The sequence below is a fragment of the Lachnoclostridium sp. An14 genome, from assembly GCF_002160755.1.
Taxonomy (GTDB): domain Bacteria; phylum Bacillota; class Clostridia; order Lachnospirales; family Lachnospiraceae; genus Lachnoclostridium_A.
The window spans coordinates 123605-138449 of sequence record NZ_NFLE01000002.1 but is presented as its reverse complement, the minus strand read 5'-3'; the positions used below and the strand labels follow the sequence as shown (position 1 = coordinate 138449).

At 56.6% G+C, this 14845-nt stretch carries 15 protein-coding genes; all 15 read left to right on the top strand.

All coding sequences use genetic code 11. The annotated features are described in order from the left end of the window. Position 1 precedes the first annotated feature (1 nt). Positions 2-1408, top strand: coding sequence for a TRAFAC clade GTPase domain-containing protein (locus tag B5E84_RS02190; RefSeq protein WP_087218561.1), 1407 nt, complete (start codon positions 2-4; stop codon positions 1406-1408). A 17-nt stretch (positions 1409-1425) separates the two neighbouring features. Then, a complete protein-coding gene (locus tag B5E84_RS02185; protein WP_087218558.1) occupies positions 1426-3852 on the top strand; it encodes an enolase-like domain-containing protein in 2427 nt (808 codons plus the stop codon). Positions 3853-3865: 13 nt separating this feature from the next. Further along, positions 3866-5041, top strand: coding sequence for a VWA domain-containing protein (locus B5E84_RS02180; RefSeq protein ID WP_087218555.1), 1176 nt, complete (start codon positions 3866-3868; stop codon positions 5039-5041). An 18-nt stretch (positions 5042-5059) separates the two neighbouring features. Further along, the gene (locus B5E84_RS02175; protein WP_087218552.1) at positions 5060-5797 is read left to right on the top strand and encodes a hypothetical protein; all 738 of its coding nucleotides are present in this window, start codon (positions 5060-5062) and stop codon (positions 5795-5797) included. Positions 5798-5806: 9 nt separating this feature from the next. After that, positions 5807-9016, top strand: a complete 3210-nt coding sequence (locus B5E84_RS02170; RefSeq protein ID WP_087218549.1) for an FtsK/SpoIIIE domain-containing protein — start codon at positions 5807-5809, stop codon at positions 9014-9016. Between the two features lie 40 nt (positions 9017-9056). Further along, positions 9057-9347, top strand: coding sequence for a hypothetical protein (locus B5E84_RS02165; RefSeq protein WP_087218546.1), 291 nt, complete (start codon positions 9057-9059; stop codon positions 9345-9347). Positions 9348-9368: 21 nt separating this feature from the next. Next, positions 9369-9641, top strand: coding sequence for a hypothetical protein (locus B5E84_RS02160; protein ID WP_087218541.1), 273 nt, complete (start codon positions 9369-9371; stop codon positions 9639-9641). A 27-nt stretch (positions 9642-9668) separates the two neighbouring features. Beyond that, positions 9669-9947 carry a hypothetical protein gene (locus tag B5E84_RS02155; protein ID WP_087218539.1) on the top strand — a complete coding sequence of 93 codons (279 nt, stop codon included), beginning with the start codon at positions 9669-9671 and terminating at the stop codon, positions 9945-9947. Positions 9948-10022: 75 nt separating this feature from the next. After that, entirely contained in the window at positions 10023-10751 is a 729-nt protein-coding gene (locus B5E84_RS02150) for a hypothetical protein (protein ID WP_087218537.1), read from the top strand. Next, positions 10748-11002 carry a hypothetical protein gene (locus tag B5E84_RS02145; RefSeq protein WP_087218534.1) on the top strand — a complete coding sequence of 85 codons (255 nt, stop codon included), beginning with the start codon at positions 10748-10750 and terminating at the stop codon, positions 11000-11002. Before B5E84_RS02150 ends, B5E84_RS02145 begins: the two co-directional genes overlap by 4 nt. After that, a complete protein-coding gene (locus B5E84_RS02140) occupies positions 10990-11748 on the top strand; it encodes a hypothetical protein (protein WP_087218531.1) in 759 nt (252 codons plus the stop codon). The genes B5E84_RS02145 and B5E84_RS02140 overlap by 13 nt, the downstream gene beginning before the upstream one ends. Before the next feature lie 222 nt (positions 11749-11970). Next, positions 11971-12321 carry a DUF6145 family protein gene (locus B5E84_RS02130; RefSeq protein WP_087218525.1) on the top strand — a complete coding sequence of 117 codons (351 nt, stop codon included), beginning with the start codon at positions 11971-11973 and terminating at the stop codon, positions 12319-12321. 3 nt (positions 12322-12324) lie between these two features. Beyond that, entirely contained in the window at positions 12325-13308 is a 984-nt protein-coding gene (dusB, locus tag B5E84_RS02125; RefSeq protein WP_087218522.1) for a tRNA dihydrouridine synthase DusB, read from the top strand. Between the two features lie 182 nt (positions 13309-13490). Continuing rightward, positions 13491-13973 (top strand): transcription elongation factor GreA, encoded by a 483-nt coding sequence (gene greA / locus B5E84_RS02120; RefSeq protein WP_087218519.1) that lies wholly within the window; start codon positions 13491-13493, stop codon positions 13971-13973. Positions 13974-14003: 30 nt separating this feature from the next. After that, positions 14004-14672, top strand: coding sequence for a helix-turn-helix transcriptional regulator (locus tag B5E84_RS02115; protein WP_242963225.1), 669 nt, complete (start codon positions 14004-14006; stop codon positions 14670-14672). Positions 14673-14845 lie beyond the last annotated feature (173 nt).

Below are 14845 nucleotides of genomic sequence, written 5' to 3'. Positions count from 1 at the left end.
AATGGGACTTTTTGGTTTATTTTCAGGGGGGTCAAAGAGCGGCTCCAAAAACCAGCCAAACTCCGCCCCTGCCAAGATCAATTATGACAAAATCAAATGCCCCTACTGCTTTAAAGAGTTCAGCCACAAGGACGTGCACTTTAAGGCCATGACCCTGAAGGCCGGGGAGTCCGGGGAAAATATGCTGGACGATTTCCTGGCGGACGAGGAGGAGGAAGCGTTTGACTTCTTTTCCGGGGCCCAGAAACAGGAGGAGAGCAGCGAGACTGTGGACAAGTCCCTGGAGCAGCTCTTTACGGAGCAGAAGGACAGCCTGTACCAGAACTTCTGGAACCGCTACGCCAACAAGCCGAACTGGAAGTACGCCAATTATCCGGTGATCACCAACAAGGACGGCCGGATGATGAACGGCGGTTTCAAGATGGATATGGAAGGCTTTGTGGACAGCGTGGAGGACGTGTTTGGAGAGACGTCCAGAATCCGCATCTGCCCCCACTGCCACAATCCGCTGCCCGTAGGCTACGGAAAGTATCCCGTGCACTTTATCGCCACCGTGGGGATCACCTCCTCCGGAAAGACGGTGTACTTATCCCAGCTCATGAGGAATATGGATACGATCATGACAAATGTGGGCTTAAGCACCGTGTCCATGACGGAGGCGGACGAGAAATTTATCCACGACTATCCGGTGAAAAAGGACGTGCCGCTGCCTCAGGGCAATACGCCGGGAGCCCTCAGCGAGCCGCTGTTCTACGTGATTTTAAACAACGGGCAGCGCCACACCCTGGTGTTTTACGATGTGGCCGGTGAGAACTGCGTGGTCGCCGAGGGAATGGAGAAATTCGGCCCCTTTATCAAAAATGCGGACGGCATCATCATGATCCTGGATCCGGATCAGTTCAGCCGGGTGAGAGAGGACATGGACGACAATATCGCGAAGCCAAAGGCTGTGCTTCAGGCCATGTTCAACGCGTTCTTAAGTTCCCAGAATGTGGGCGGAAAGACCAATATCCCCCTGGCCCTGGCCCTTTCCAAGAGCGATAAGCTCCAGGGCAGCAGCCTGGTGAACCCCAATTCCAATATTTTCCGGGACATTCAGTATGATCCCCAGAACCGGGCCTTCGATATGAAACAGTACCGGAATGTGATGGGAGAGGTGAAACGCTTCCTGAGAGATACCCCGGAGGGCAGCGCGCTGATGGTGCTGCTGGAAAACTGTTTCAGCCGGTATGGGTTCTTCGCGTTCTCCGCCTTAAACTGCGGCACGAGAACGGAGGAAGTGGAAATGAATGGAGAGATCGTAAAGCTGGGAATTCCCGTATCCCATCCCATGCCTCTGCGCATTGAGGAGCCGTTCTTATGGCTGATGAACCAGTTCGGTATCGTAAGAGCCGCCAATAACACGTAAGGAACGGAGGGAGCGGTATGAATATATATCAGTTGCAATACACCCGCCTGGGCCGTCAGGGCATCGGGGCGGGCTGGCAGGTGTCAGGAGGGACGAAGGGCACTCCCCAGCTTGCGGTGAATATCTTTGAGAAACTGGCGTCAAACCTGGTGTCCGCCAGAACGGGCGCCGAGATGCCGCCGGAGGTGTGGGACATCCAGATCCAGGAGCGCTACGTATTTCTGTCCCATGTAAACTATATCAGCAAAAACATCGGTGACGACACGGATACCCGCGGCGTTTCCTTCGTCCACGGGTATGTGCTCCGGGCGGAGGATTTTAAGGAGCTGGTGAAGGAGCCGTGGCGGGCAGTCGGGTTCCCCGCGGAGCTGTTTGACAAAAATTACGAGGGCAAACGGGAGCTGCCGCTCCTGGAAGAACTGCCCGCGGAGCCCATGGATAAATACGAGGTACTCGCCTCCCTGGGACTGGATCAGGAGGGCTACCGCCGCCTGATGGAGAGGGTGTACGCGGCCCTGTCCGCTGTGGGCGGAAACGTATGCGTGTGCTCGGAAAAGACCGAGCAGAAGAACTTTGAGGAGCTGGCGAAAAAGATCGCCTTCCTGGTGTATGACGGACTTCCCTACCTGTTCCGGTTAAAGCTCTCCGTGTTCTCCTACGACAGACAGGGAGCCTTCCTCACCTTTTCCAGAAAGGCGGAGGGCCATGAGAATGTCTTTGATCTGGACACCGGCATGGGATACGGGCCGGAAGCCCCGGGCTATGGATTTATCCAGGCCTGCACCTCCCTGGGAGACGAGGATGCCAGGAAACAGCTTTTGGCAGAGATGGAGGAATTTTCCGACATCACCTACGGAGGAAACTACGAGGCCGTCCGCCTTCACCACATGGAGCTGGCCTGCGGGGCGGTGCGCCGTGACGTGACGCCGGAGCGGCTGGATGTTCTGATGAAGGACGCGGCTGGGGTGAAGGCCTACCGTTACGACCTGCTGGACGCCTATCTGGGAGATCTGCTGGGGGTGTACTGGAGGATTGGGAAAGAGCTTCCCGGGCCGGAGATTTATAAAAAGCTCCAGAGAAGGTTTGTGGAGACGGAGAACCAGGAGTTCCGGCAGATGTTCTGCAATTACTACGCGGATCATATGTGCCTGCCGGGAAATACAGGGGCCTACGAAACCATGTACCATTTCCAGACGGAGCGGCCCGGGGACTATGAGTACCTGATACGGTATCTGGAAGAAAAACGGCCGGAATTTGTCAATGCCTACTATTTCGACTACTATCTGGACCGTCATCTGGACACCGCGGCCCGCTACGAGGAGTTTGTGAGCCAGAAAAACGGCCCTCTGGACGCCAATGTGGCTGCCAGGATATTCGATATTCTGGGGCGCCTGCTGAAAAAAGAGACAGCCTCCGTTTCCGGAAATGAGGGGCTCCTGGCTCTGACAAAACGGTATGAGGAGTACGGGAGGATTCCCGGGGCTGCCCTTCCGGACCGGATGGCCGGTTTCTCGCGGCTGTTAAAAGAGAATTACTGGAACCATTTCGACGTTTCCCAGTTTGAGTACAGCCGGGATCAGGAGTACGCGCAGATGGGACTCTACGACAGAGGGATGCCCATTCCCGACGCGGTGAGAAAGCTGGTGGACGGCGGCAGGATGCTGTTGGAAAGCCCGGATTTAAAGACGTTTCAGCAGACGTTTTTATCCGGCAGCGTGATCCAGGACAGCAAAAAGAGAAAGGCTTTAGTGGACGAGCTGCGCCAGATCATGAAGGCAAAGCCTGGCGTCCCCTTAGACAGCTATCTGCTTGCCAACTACCGGGGAGAGTCCGGTTTCGACCTTCACGCTGTAGCCACGGATTTAAGAGACAGCGACAGAAATATGTATCTGCATACCCCGGACCTCGCCGGCGGATTCCTGGATTCCCGGCTGTTAAACGGAAACGGGGAGGTTTTGGAGAAGTTTAAGGAGCAGTTAAAGGCTCTTGAAAAGGAGAACGGACAGGGAGGAATGGCCCTTTTAAGGAACGTGTACCTGCTGTACTTCCCGCCCATGAGAGCGAACGACCGGATGATGTGCCTGTGGGATTACGTTCAAAAATGGATGATGTTCGCGGCCCTGATGCCTCCGGTGGTCATCGGCTGCCGCGTGGCGTTCCAGTCCTCCCAGATCCTGGGAATCGTGGCATCCGTGGCGGCGGGAATCCTGGCTGTGGCGGCCCTGGCCCTCAACATCCGCTTTGGGGAGACGGACATAAAGGAATTCTTTGAGCAGAGCGGCGGCGCTGTTCTCGCTGTTACGGCGGTGGGAGCTGCCATCAGCGCGGCCCTGGCGGTGCTGACGGCCCTGGCCTCCGTTCCCCTGCTGATTGTGATGGCGGTGCTGTCCGCCGTCCTGGTGATCGCCAGGATCGTCCTGCTGATGAAAACACTGTACGCGTAGGGAGGACTGACGGATGAATGTTTCAAAAGGAATGCTCATCGGCACCGTGCTGGTGGGAGCCGTGTACTTTGTCATCGGAGAAATCTTTTACAACGCCTTCCAGGACATCCTTCCCATGCCCCTGCTGATCGGGCTTTATTTCCTCGGTCTGGCAGTGTTTGTGGCCATTGGGTGCGCGGCGATCGTGGCCCTCATGTACCACTACAACCAGGGCTACCGGGACATCGTGCTGCGCAGCTTGTTGCTGTTTCTGGCGGTGTTCGCGGCGGCAGCCCTGTTTGAGTTCCTCTATGAGCTTCAGCTAAACGGGAGAAACCGGGAGCCTGGTTCCTATATTTTCCTGATGGACAGCTCCGGCTCCATGGAGGCAAACGACCCGGAGAACCGCAGGTACGAAGCGATTCAGAGCGTGCTGGCGAACCAGGAGGAGGATTTCCCCTTCGCCGTGTATACCTTTGCCAACGACAGCACTCTGGTGAGAGATATGGGGCCGGTTTCCCAGGGAACGGAGTTCCAGATGGAAGAACCCTACGGCGGTACGGCGATCCGCACGGTGCTGGAAGACCTTTACGACGACATTGATTCCGGAGTCATAGATCCCGGCAAAAACGGCAAAGTGATCCTGTTCTCCGACGGCTACGCCACGGATATGGGACTGTTCGGGTTTGGGAAAATCGGCCTGGGAAGGGTATTAAAAAAGTTTTCCAAGGCAAATCTCTCCATCAGCACCGTGGGCTTAGGCGACCCGGACGACGATCTGATGGAGCGGATCGCCGGCAAGACCGGCGGCGTCTATATCAGCGTGGACGATGCCAGCCAGTTAAACGACGCCATGAAGGAGGCGGTGAGGCAGGAGAGCAGCCGGAACCTGCTGGACTACCGCAGCGACGTGAAGTTTGATTTCCTGTACACCATCCTCCGCTTTGTGGCCGTCCTGGTGATCGGCGTGCTGCTGGCAGGGCTGAAGACCTACATCAGCGAGTCCGTGCTGGATACCCAGCCCGTATTGATTTCTTCTATCATCGGCAGCCTGCTGGCGGCCTTCTGCGTGGAGTTTGGCATGAACAAGCTGGGCCTGTTTCCATGGCTTATGCGCCTGCTCATGTGTGTGCTCCTGGCAGCGGCTACCCTGCTTGAGAGCTGGAAAAGCAGACGGGATTACAGCGATCAGTACAGGGACGAGTATTAAGAACTAGAGGGAAAGAGTATGATCGCATATGGCAGAAATAAAATAAAATATTCCATTGAAAATAAGGCGGCCCGCAGTGACGCGGGCTGCCAGGATTACCACGTAAAGGGCAGGGAGGAAACCCTGTTTGCCCGCATCTACGACCGCGGGCTTCGCACCAGGGAGAGAGAGGAGGAAGTGCGCATGGCCTTGGAGGGCAGCGGCGGCAGCCTCCCCTACTCCCCGGTGGATATGCTCTACGTGGGCGGCCGGTTCGCCGGTTTCCTGTATTACGACTACAGCGCGGAGACGGCGGAGGAGCCGGTGGACATGGGAGTGTCAGAGGATCCGCAGCCGGCGTCCAGAACCGTGTCGATGCCAAGCGGCGTGGTAGCCCTGATTCCGGTGGTGGAGGCCATCCTCCTCTCCATCGTTGCCAAGCTGCTGTTATTCCCCCTGTATGAGGGGGCCCTGCTGGAATCGGGCGGCATGGACATCGCCCTGTGGACGATGCTTGGCGGCTGGTTTCCGGTTGTGGCCGGCTGCATCGTGCTGGCGGCGGCCTATAAGAAACTTCTGGGGCCGTCGGAAAACACCGCCCTGATCGCGGTGGGCGGAGCCGTGGCCTACCTGCTTGGCGTGGCAGCCGTGTTTATCCTGGGAGTGCTGCTCAATATGCTGGTGTACACGGCCATCGGCCTTGTGATGGCGGTCTTACCGGTCCTGGTGGGCATTTTCGTGATTTACATTATCATTAAGAGCTTTTTAAGAAAGTAGGTGGGGGGTATGAGGATTCAGCATAGCCTTTCCAAAATCGAGGAGATGGAAGAATTTCTCTCCGAACTGGAGGAACGGCAGACGGAATGTGGGAACCTGCGGCAGGAGGCCGAACAGGCGGAGAACATCTGGAAACAGGTGTACGGCAAGTACGGCAGGAAACTGGAGCGGATCCGCGGCTCCTGGCAGCAGCCGGTGACGAAGGCGGAGATCCAGCAGTTGAAACAGGAGGTGTTCGACGAGAGCATCGTCACCAGGCTGAAACGGTTTTTCGGCCTGAAGGAAAAGCAGTTAAATGAATACAACAGCCTGATGGACCGTCTGGATTTCCTCCGGGACTATACGAACAATCAGGTAAAAGAGTCAGAGACCCGTATGGATGATCTGAAAGAGGGCCTGGGGCAGACCATTCAGGATTATGAAGATACATACCGGGGAGTGTACGAGGCCTATTCCAGCGCCTTCGGCGCAGGCTGGGAGGAATACCACCAGCCGGAGGAGGACAAGCCCCAGGTTTACATCGGCGACATGACCATGGAGATCACCGACAGCCCGGAGGACGAGATGATCTTAAAATCCGGACTTCATCAGGCCTGGGGCAGCCAGGGGATTTTAGCCCCCTGCATCCTGGATCTGGAGACCCCGGTGAAACTGGGCATCGTCTACTCCAACGACATGGAGAAACAGAAGGCCAGCGGGCTGGTGCGCTCCATCATCTTCCAGGTGATCCGCCACCTCCCCCTGTATCAGTACCAGTTCACCTGCCTGGACTATAAAAATTCAGGCAGCTATCTGGGGGAGTTAAGAGGGCTGGAGAAGTTTGTGGACACCTACGCCGAGGGCATCCGCACGGAGCTTTTCAAGGAGCGGTACCAGATGCTCACCATGGCGGCTACGGAGCAGCAGATCGGGGAAACCCTGGATTTCCTGGAGTGGTATATCGACTCCGTTTCCAGGATGCTGGGAGGAACGGAATCCGCCGCCGAGTACAACCAGACGGCAGAAAAGAAGATCCCCCACCTGTTCTTCATCATGGACGCCTACCCGGAGGGGTTAAACGACGGCAGCAAAAAGCGGCTGGGCAAGCTCCTCATAAACGGCAGCCGCTGCGGCATTTCCGTGATTGTCACCATGGGAAGCGCCTACCAGGCGGAGTTTGAGGCGGCCATCCGGGACGCCGGCTTGAAAAACAGCGACTACGGCCTGGTGTACTGCGGAAAGGACGAGGAGGAGTTAAGCTTTGACACCATCCGCGGGCCGTTTCTCATCAACGATATGTACGAGCGGCGCCAGTCCTACGTGGACTCCGTGATGGAGATCTTAAACGCCGCCAGGAACGTGGACAACCGGTTTGAGTCGGTGTTTGACTTAAATGCTCCCTTTGGCCAGGGGGACTCCACCAAGTGGATCACCGTTCCCTTTACCATCAATGCCCGTGGCAGGATCGGAGAGCTGTACCTCGGCTCCCATACGTACTACGCCAACGCCCTGCTGTCAGGAAGTGCCGGTTCCGGTAAATCCACCCTCCTTCATATGCTCATCAACTCCATGGTGATGAACTACACCCCGGAGGATGTGCAGCTCTGGCTGGTGGACTACAAGCTGGTGGAGTTTTCCGCCTATGTGAGGAACACTCCGCCCCATGTGAAGTTTGTGGGACTGGACCGGAGCGAGGAATTTACCTTCGCTTTCCTGGACCATATGAAAAAGGAGCTGGACAGACGGCTGGCCCTGTTTAAAAAGGAAAACGTGGCCAACATCACCGACTACAAGAAGAAGTTCGGCAAGGACAGCCTGGCCCGCATCGTCATCATCATCGACGAGTTCCACGTGATGACGAACCAGATCCAGGGGACGGATTACACTACGATCCTGGAGGAGTTCTTAAAAGAGGCCCGTGCGGCAGGCATGGTCTGCGTGTTCTCTGACCAGGTGGTGAGCACGGGACTAAGGGGACTGACCGAGGCCGGACGAATGCAGATCCGTACCAGGCTGGCCATGTCCAACGACCAGATGCAGGAGATCCGGGAAACCCTGGCCATTACCGCTGCCGAGGAGCACAACATCCGCCCCATGGGAATGGGCGAAGTTACCATCAAACGGTTCACCGAGTCGGTGGACGCGGACGGCAACAAGGTCACCCAGACGGCCCTGGACTGCGAGAAGGTGGTCTACATCACAGACGAGATGAGGGAGTACGTGTGCCAGAGGGCCAGAGAGACCTTCCAGGCCGGGGAAGCTCCCATCATCGTGGACGGAAAGAACCGGGTGGCGGCAGACTGGGACGTGATCCGGGACTATGACAGGGAGAATATGAGAGGCGGAAACAGCTGGCTCCACCTGGGCAAGCCGTCCAACCTGGAGCGGTGTTTCTGCATCCGCCTGCGCCGCAACTTCGGCCAGAACTTAATCAGCATCGGGGAGGACGAGGAGCTGCAGGCCTCCGTTCTGTTCCACGCCATCGCCAGTTTCCGTCTCCAGCCGGAGCGGAAGATCTACATCCTGGCGGACGAAAACGATGATATTTTCTTAAAATATGAAACCCAGCTGCGCCGCCTTGGAAATGAGGAGGACGTGGAGCTGATCACAGACTACGGGGACATCTGCCGGACGGTGTGCGAGCTCCAGCAGGAGATGTACAGCCGCCGGAGAGTCCAGAAAAAGCAGAACATCATGGTGTTCTGGCTGGGAATGGACAATATGGCCCTGGAATTCTCCTTCTACCCGGAGCAGAAACCGGAATCCTTGAAGGCGATTTCCGGTTCCCAGAAGAAAAAGAATCCGGCCAGCAGCCTGAACATGATGTCGGAGTTAGACAGTATGTTCGCCTCCTTTTTTGGGGACGATTCTCCCGCGGCCCCGGCCCCGGAGCCGCAGGTTCCGGAGACAGAGGAGGAAGATGAGGAGGATATTCTCTACAACGCCACTGAGGACATCGCCGAGCTGGTGGGAGAGGGACCGAAAAGAGGAATCCACCATTTCCTGTTTATGCCGTCCTTCCTGCCCCTGAAGAAAGCCCGTTTCCTGAAACTGGAAAATTTCCTCTGCAAGATCGGGTTCCAGATGGACGAGGAGAGCAGTGTGGACTACTTCGGAAAACGGGGCCTGACCAGAAACCTGGAGGCAGGCCAGGCAGCTTATTACGACGGCGGCAAGTTTTCCAGAAACTTCCTTCCCTACAAGCTCACCGACGAGGTGATGGCAGGGAAGACGGAGTAATGTACAGGTGTTTTTGGATTATAATTAGGAGGTAAGGAGTATGGCATCATCGGGACAAAACAGAGGCTTTCCGGAAATCATCAAATTTGGAAATCAGTTTGACCAGTTCTGCGACTCGGTCAGCGGGATTGCCACAAAAATCGCATCGGATGCCGGCAAAGCAGAGAGCAGCCTGAAGGACGAGGTATCGAAACGGAATATCCAGAAGGTTTATGAAATATCCATGAGGCTGAAGAATATCGTGGACCGCGGGGAAGCCAGAGAGCGGGTGCGGGATATGGTGTCCAATGCCAAAAGAGAGCAGGCGGAGCTGGAGGCACTGGAGCGGTAAAGAGGGAAAGGAGAGGAGTTTATGGCTGATAAAGTAATCGGTTCCCCGGAAGAAGCGAGAGAGCTGTCGAGGGATTTGAAAACACAGATGCAGGCGCTCTGTTCTGAAATCAGCATGATGGAATCGAATTTAAAGAGTTTGGGAGGTTCGTTCCAGGACGCCGGCTATCAGGACGTGGAGGATACGGTGAAAGCGGTGTTTAAGGAGACGATGGCTGCGATGGAGCCGGTGAGCGAGGTCTGCAAGAGCCTGAACGAGTACGCGGCAATCCTGGATCGGTATCGCAATCTGTAAGGAACACAGCGTGAGAGGAGAGTATCAATGGCGGTGGATTATGTAATGGGTTCCCCGGAGGAGGCGGAAGCCCTTTCCAGAGACCTGATCCGGCAAGTGAGAGGGATCCGCGAGGCCCTGAATGATCTGGGGATGAACCTGCGGGTCATGAGGAGCTGCTGCATGGATGACAGCTACTACGACATGGAAACGGTGGTCCGCGGCGTGTACGCGCTCACCATGGAGGCGATGGAACCGGTGGGCGAAGTCTGCAAGAGCCTGAACCGGTACGGGGAGGTCCTGAGAAAATTCAGGACTCTGGATTAGATAAAGGGGCCTGGGAGCGGCGCTGCGGCGCATCGCCGGTTCCAGGAGCTGCTCGAGACGGGAGCAGCGCAGCAGATGGATTTGACGGACCTGGATGCCCAGGTGTCCGCCGAGGCCCTGGAGGCCATAGAGACGGCGGCGAAGGATTTTCCAGGGTTCCATATGACGTATTTCGGCAGCATTGCCCATCAGATCGGGGGGTTTAAGGAGGAGCTTGCGAAACTCTACGCCCGGACGGTCTACCAGGCGGGGAATGGGAAAATCTCGAAAGAGGACGCGGATACCATCGGCAGGTACAACGCGGATCAGTTTGTGAAAAAGCATGGGCTGGATCAGTGGAAGAATTGCTTTGGCTGGTCCCTTCTGGTCCCGGCAGCCGTCCTTCCCGGCTCTGCCGGGGAGGCGTCCGGCGGCCCCCTGCGCTACTGCGGTGTGGGCCTGAATGAGGACTTTGGCGGAAATTACACAAAGTTTATGACCACAGGCGAGCGAAACGTGGCGTCCGGATTCCATCCTATCGGATGCGGGAGCCCGAAAGCCACAGTGGATCATGAAATCGGCCACGAGATCGACCGGCTGATCGGGGCCAAAAACGACCCGATTATCAATGGTTTGTATCACGAGATGAAACAAAACGGGGACGCCGGCTCCACCCTGTCCGTATATGCGGAGGAAAACGTGATGGAGTTTATCGCCGAGGCGTATTCCGAGTACCGGAACAATCCCCAGCCGAGAAGATACGCCCGGGCGGTGTATCTGCGGCTGAAGGTGCTGTGGGAACAGAGAGGAGGCGGAGCGCAGTGACAGACGAAGAAATCAGACGGGAGGAGACAGAGGGCGGAAAACAGGAACCGCCCGTTTCTCCCCGGACGGCGATGAAAATTCTCCTCCCGGAGGGCATGGAACTTCCGGAGGGAGTGGAGCTCCCGGAGATTCCCTGCGTCCAGATGACCGTGAGGAGATTTCACGTGGGAGAGGATGGCCGCACCTATGAGACGGAGGAGACCATAGACGTCCCCGTGGGAGATGAGGAGGGAAAAGAATGTCAAACCTGATCGGCAAGGCGGTGTCCAAGCTTCTGGTGGTGATCATCGCCGTGGCTCTGGTGTTGGAGTTCCGGACGGCCATCCTGACGGACAAGGATCTTTCCGCCGCCTTTGGCGGCCTCATGGGGGCGCTGCCCTTCGCCGGCATGATCACCGGCAAGGTGTGCCAGATTTTAAAATACCAGTATTCCGTGCCCCTGATCACCGGAAGCAGCGTGACAAAGGATCTGCTGAAACTGGCGGTGATGGCTTTGATTCAGGGGCCGGTGGTGGGCCTGCTTAGCGCCATCTTCCTGAAGGTGCCGGATGGGGACTGGGAGAACCGGGAAAAGTTTATGAAGGGGCCGTCCTACACCATAAAGTCCACCCTTTTAAAAATCGTGACGGCCCCCCTTCTGGCGGTGGTGTCGGCCAGGCTGTGCCAGTGGATCATGACCAGCCTGGAAAATGCCCTGGGCTATGCGCTGTCCGTGGCCATGGGGCTGGTGGCGGTGGCGGGAACCACCATTCTTTCCACCATCTGGCTGATGGCAGCGGGGCTGTCCTTCGGAAAAGCCCTTCTCTGGCGCCTGACGGTGACCCTGGGGGGAAAAATGGTGTTTACCTTCCTGATCAACGCCATGTGCCTGGCCATCTATGTGGCTATCTTAGGAGGCGTCAGCAGCCATGTTCTCGCCTCGGTGTTCAGCCTGGTGGTTATACTGATCATCGAGGAGCTGGCCATGAAACTGATGAGACAGGCGGTGGTCGGCTGACAGAATGGGGAAAACCCGGCGGGGCAATCCGCGGACGGAACCAGTTGTCCGGCCGCGGATTGCCCCGGATCGTTTCAGGCCGGCGGGAATGCCGCCGGCTGCCGGGGAATGCCTCAGAATGCCCCAGAATAAGCCCCAGAATAAGGGATTCCACCCGTTGAACTTTCCCCCCGCATATGCTACAATAAATGCCAATGCAAAAAACAGAGCGGAGGAAGAAATTTGAGAGACGAAAAGGTGGTGCTCTGCGGGGCAAACGCTTACAACCAGAAATACTATTTCAACGACGAGTTTAACGGCCTGCCGGAGAGCGTAAAAAAAGAGCTGCAAATCATGTGCGTGTGGTTCGTCCAGGAGGTAGGCGGCGTGCTGATGTTAGAATTTACGCCGGACGGCAGCCTGGAGTTCCGGACGGAGGCCAACGAGTACGACGGCACCATTGACGAGATCGGCAGCTATTTAAAGATCAAGCAGTTCCGCGAGGAGAGGCAGGAGCTTTTGGAGTCCTTGGAGCTCTATTTTAAGGTGTTTTACCTGGGGCTGGACCCGGAGGACGCCGGGGCAGAGGAGTAGGCCATGGGATTTCAGATTGGAAACGTGAAAATAGAAAACCGGCTGGCGCTGGGACCGATGGCAGGGGTGACCGACCTGCCATTTCGTCTGCTGTGCAAGGAACAGGGCTGCGGCCTTCTCTACACGGAGATGGTGAGCGCCAAGGCCATCCTCTATAATAATAAGAATACCGCCAGTCTCCTGGAGGTGCGTCAGGAGGAACGTCCGGTGGCGGTGCAGCTCTTTGGCTCCGACCCGGAGATCATGAGTGCCATGGCCGCCAGGATCGAGGACGGGCCCTACGACCTCATTGACGTGAACATGGGCTGTCCCGTCCCCAAGGTGGTCAATAACGGGGAAGGCTCCGCCCTGATGAGAAACCCGAAACTGGTGGAGGAGATCTTCACCGCCATGGTGAAACGGCTGAAAAAGCCGGTGACCGTAAAGATCCGCAAGGGCTTTGACGACGGCCACGTAAACGCCGTGGAGATCGCCAAGATCGTGGAGAGCTGTGGCGTTTCCGCCGTCGCCGTCCACGGAAGAACCAGGGAGCAGTATTACTCCGGCCGGGCGGACTGGGACATCATCCGCCGGGTAAAGGAGGCGGTGTCCATCCCGGTGATCGGAAACGGCGACATTTTCACCCCCCAGGACGCCAAGCGGATGCTGGAGGAGACGGGCTGCGACGGCCTGATGGTGGCCAGAGGCGCCCAGGGAAATCCCTGGATTTTTAAGGAAATCAACCACTATCTGGACACCGGTGAGCTGCTGCCGCGGCCGGGGGCGGAGGAGATCTGCGAGACCATCCTGCGCCACGCCAGGATGCAGGTGGAGCTGCGGGGCGAGGTGCCGGGAATCCGGGAAATGCGCAAGCACGTGGCCTGGTACACCACCGGCCTGCCCCACTCGGCGGCCCTCCGAAACGAGGTGAACCTGGCGGAGGACTACGCCGGCTTAGAACAGCTGATCCGGGGCCGGTTTCTGGAGTGCCTCATGGAGCGGAAATGACCGGCCCGGCAGGTTCTCGCCGGGAGAAGTCTGAGGCCGCCGGATTTGGGCGCACCGGCTTCTTGACATCAGAAATGGTTTAAGCTATAATACTGTGAATGCGAGAAGGTAGCCTGTCGTATACTGTATAGGGTTACAGCCCGGCAGGTGAGAAATTTAAGGTAAGGAAGGAAGCAGAAGAAATGGCTGAGAAGAAGAACATCTTGACCTATGCAGGTCTGAAACAATACGAGGACGAGCTGCAGAATCTGAAAGTATTCAAACGGAAAGAAGTAGCACAGAAGATCAAAGAGGCGAGAGAGCAGGGGGACCTGTCCGAGAACGCGGAGTACGATGCTGCCAAGGATGAGCAGAGAGACATCGAGGCCAGAATCGAGGAGCTGGAGAAACTCTTAAAGAACGCCGAGGTTGTGGTTGAGGATGAGATCGACCTTGACAAGATCAACGTGGGCTGTAAGGTAAAGGTAAACGACATGGATGAGGACGAGGAGATGGAGTTTTACATCGTAGGCTCCACCGAGGCCAACAGCCTTCAGAATAAAATTTCCAACGAGTCCCCCGTGGGCCAGGCGCTGATCGGAAGACGCGTGGGCGACGTAGTGGATGTGGAGACACAGGTAGGCACCATCCAGTATAAGGTGCTGGAGATCCAGAGAGTATCATAATCAGGTCACGGGACTTTAAAGGGGATCGTTGTGGATATTTTGGATTATTACAAAAAACTGGTGGATTTCCTGGGACTGGTGATGGGAGAGGACACAGAGGTGGTCCTGCGGGACTGCCGGAAACCGAATCACGACATCATCGCCATCGCCAACGGCCACGTGAGCGGAAGGACGGTGGGGGCGCCCATCACGGACTTTACGCTGTCGGTGCTGGCCAGCGAGCAGTGGAAGGAACGGGACTACGTAGTCAATTACTTAGGCAAGGCAAAGCCCAATAAAAAGCTGCGCTCCTCCACCTACTTCATCCGGGAAAACGGGGAACTGGTGGGCCAGCTCTGCATTAACATTGATATGACAAAATATCAAAAGCTGAGCGAGGACATCCTGCGGCTGGGAGGAATGCACCTGCTGCCGGAGGAGGAGGACGGTCTGGTCTGCGGAAAGACGGTGGAGACCTTTTCCAACGACGTGATGCGGGATCTTCTGGAGCGGGCGGTGATGGAGACCATGGGTTCCTGCGAGGCCATCGTGCGGGAGCGGCTGACCCAGGAGGACCGTCTGAGCATTGTGGAGCGGCTAAACAACAGCGGCCTGTTCCAGCTGAAAGGGGCCGTGGGCGAGGCCGCCCAGTATCTGTACTGCTCGGAAGCCAGCATTTACCGGTATCTTTCAAAAATATCAAAAAATAAAAACACGTAGCTGACAGACCGTCAGCCGGGCAGGTCCCGGCGGCGCTTTTTGTCGGAGCCAAAGTCGGCTCCGGACAGAAGGTGCTGCCGGGATTTTTTATTTAACAGGAAACTGCGTTTCCTGATTTTACCATATTTTATCATGATAATAAATTATTATTAATGTGATTGACATTTTTCAAA

What these genes read in the sequence shown, in the direction of transcription:
- B5E84_RS02140 (WP_087218531.1), top strand. Translation starts at nt 10,990, where the DNA reads ATGTCAAACCTGATCGGCAAGGCGGTGTCCAAGCTTCTGGTGGTGATC.
- B5E84_RS02155 (WP_087218539.1), top strand. Translation starts at nt 9,669, where the DNA reads ATGGCGGTGGATTATGTAATGGGTTCCCCGGAGGAGGCGGAAGCCCTT.
- B5E84_RS02190 (WP_087218561.1), top strand. Translation starts at nt 2, where the DNA reads ATGGGACTTTTTGGTTTATTTTCAGGGGGGTCAAAGAGCGGCTCCAAA.
- B5E84_RS02150 (WP_087218537.1), top strand. Translation starts at nt 10,023, where the DNA reads ATGGATTTGACGGACCTGGATGCCCAGGTGTCCGCCGAGGCCCTGGAG.
- B5E84_RS02160 (WP_087218541.1), top strand. Translation starts at nt 9,369, where the DNA reads ATGGCTGATAAAGTAATCGGTTCCCCGGAAGAAGCGAGAGAGCTGTCG.
- dusB (WP_087218522.1), top strand. Translation starts at nt 12,325, where the DNA reads ATGGGATTTCAGATTGGAAACGTGAAAATAGAAAACCGGCTGGCGCTG.
- B5E84_RS02185 (WP_087218558.1), top strand. Translation starts at nt 1,426, where the DNA reads ATGAATATATATCAGTTGCAATACACCCGCCTGGGCCGTCAGGGCATC.
- B5E84_RS02165 (WP_087218546.1), top strand. Translation starts at nt 9,057, where the DNA reads ATGGCATCATCGGGACAAAACAGAGGCTTTCCGGAAATCATCAAATTT.
- greA (WP_087218519.1), top strand. Translation starts at nt 13,491, where the DNA reads ATGGCTGAGAAGAAGAACATCTTGACCTATGCAGGTCTGAAACAATAC.
- B5E84_RS02175 (WP_087218552.1), top strand. Translation starts at nt 5,060, where the DNA reads ATGATCGCATATGGCAGAAATAAAATAAAATATTCCATTGAAAATAAG.
- B5E84_RS02180 (WP_087218555.1), top strand. Translation starts at nt 3,866, where the DNA reads ATGAATGTTTCAAAAGGAATGCTCATCGGCACCGTGCTGGTGGGAGCC.
- B5E84_RS02170 (WP_087218549.1), top strand. Translation starts at nt 5,807, where the DNA reads ATGAGGATTCAGCATAGCCTTTCCAAAATCGAGGAGATGGAAGAATTT.